Origin of the sequence: Methylobacterium sp. WSM2598 (assembly GCF_000379105.1) — a bacterium.
Taxonomy (GTDB): Bacteria; Pseudomonadota; Alphaproteobacteria; order Rhizobiales; family Beijerinckiaceae; genus Methylobacterium.
Genome location: NZ_KB900613.1, coordinates 7,375 through 8,973, shown reverse-complemented (window position 1 = coordinate 8,973; position 1,599 = coordinate 7,375). Strand labels below are relative to the sequence as shown.

The 1,599-nt window shown below is 68.0% G+C and carries 1 protein-coding gene; it reads right to left on the bottom strand.

Annotation, left to right across the window (positions count from 1 at the left end; genetic code table 11):
* Nucleotides 1-365: 365 nt before the first annotated feature.
* A partial coding sequence (locus MET2598_RS42500) for an AAA family ATPase (RefSeq protein WP_198293095.1) occupies nt 366-1,599 on the bottom strand: 1,234 nt, incomplete at its 5' end.

Genomic DNA, 1,599 nt, shown 5'->3' with positions numbered 1-1,599 from the left:
CATGCCCTCACCGGAGACGTCGGGCGGCGGGCGGTCGGCGGGGATCCATTCGCGGGCGGGAGCAGGGGGCTGGTGTCGCTCAGGCACAGTGAAGCCTCCAGGTTGCGGGGAAGAAGCCGACCGATCGGGAGGAGCGCACGGGCTCGGTGGCGCAGCGGGTCGGCGCGATTGGCAGCTTGGGGGAGGCGTCTGCGCCAGTCGTTGGAACTGGCGCAAACTGGAGCGGCGCACTGGCGCAAAGGCGGTTTGCGCCAGTGCGCCAGTTGCGCCGGTCCCTTATAGGGACGGCGCACTGGAGTGGCGCAGAACGCCCCGGTTTCGGGACCACCCGCGCGGCAGGGCTGTGAGCCGACTGGCGCATCGCTTCAGTCCGTCGCCGGCTCCCCGACTTCGATGAAGTTTTTCAACTTGCGCTGGCCGTCGTTCCGCTGAACGGCGACGAACATGCCGGTGCGGATCCAGGTCTTGAGCAGGGCCGACACCTTGGCCTTGCCGGGGCCGTCGAGAGCGATGCCGAGGGCCGCCGCGATCGGCTTGCCGACCCAGTCCTGCGCGCGCACGTCCTCCCGCCACTGACCGGCCGCGACAGCCGTCTGCGCCCTCCGCAGGTCCGACACGGTCACGTCCGCCAGCGGGTCCGGCCAGGACCAGGGCTCAACGACCGCTACATGATCGCTCGGACCATCAAGGTCGTTGCCGAGCGACACCGAGACGAGCCGGAACCAGGACGTTTTTTCGGGCGGGGCGAGGTTGGCCTTGCCGTTGTCGGCGCGGAAGTGCAGCCGCGGCTCCTCAACCCCGGCCCGCTCGGCTTCCTCCTTCGACATCGCGTTGAGCACACGGGCAGACCGCACCGCCGCCAGGAGAGCGCTTGCGCCGCGGCCGTCTTCTACCGTGTATTCGCCGTTACCCCCCTGACCCTTTCGGACATGATGCACGAGGTCGAAGGCGGTGTTCGTCTGATCGGCGATCCGGTTGATGCCCTTTACGACCATGTCGATCGCCGTGTTGTCGTTCTCCGAGACGGCGTGCGTGGAGACGAACGGGTCGAGCATCACGACGTCGATCGCATTGGCGGTGATGGTCGCGATCAACTCGTCGAACACCGGCAAGGCGAGCTGCGTGCCTGTCTTCGTGGAGTGCGCCAGAACGACCTCGCTGTCCCTGCCGCTGTCCAAGAACAGCCAGCCGTCCAGATCTCGGGGGCCGATCCCGTAGTGCAGGCAGGCGGCCATGACGCGCCGCTCCAGCTCCTCACGCGGGTCTTCGCCGTTCCAGAGCCAGACGCGCAGGCGCTTCGGCGGGGTGATGCCCAGGAGCGGGCGGCCCGTGGCCATCGCCAGTGCCTCGACGATCTTCAGTGACGACTTGCCGACACCGCCTGGAGCGACGGTTGCGCTGGCAAACTTCCGGATGAGTTGGTGGCCGTAGACCCACGCCCGGCGCGGGATCGTGGCCGGGTCACGCCAGACGAACGGCGTTGCCGCAACCGACCTGCGTTCACCAACGCCTGCTTCGACGGCACCCTCTGTAGTGCCCCCTTCGATCACCCTCGGCTCGAACGGACGGACGGTGTAGCGGAGATCAGCCATGACACCG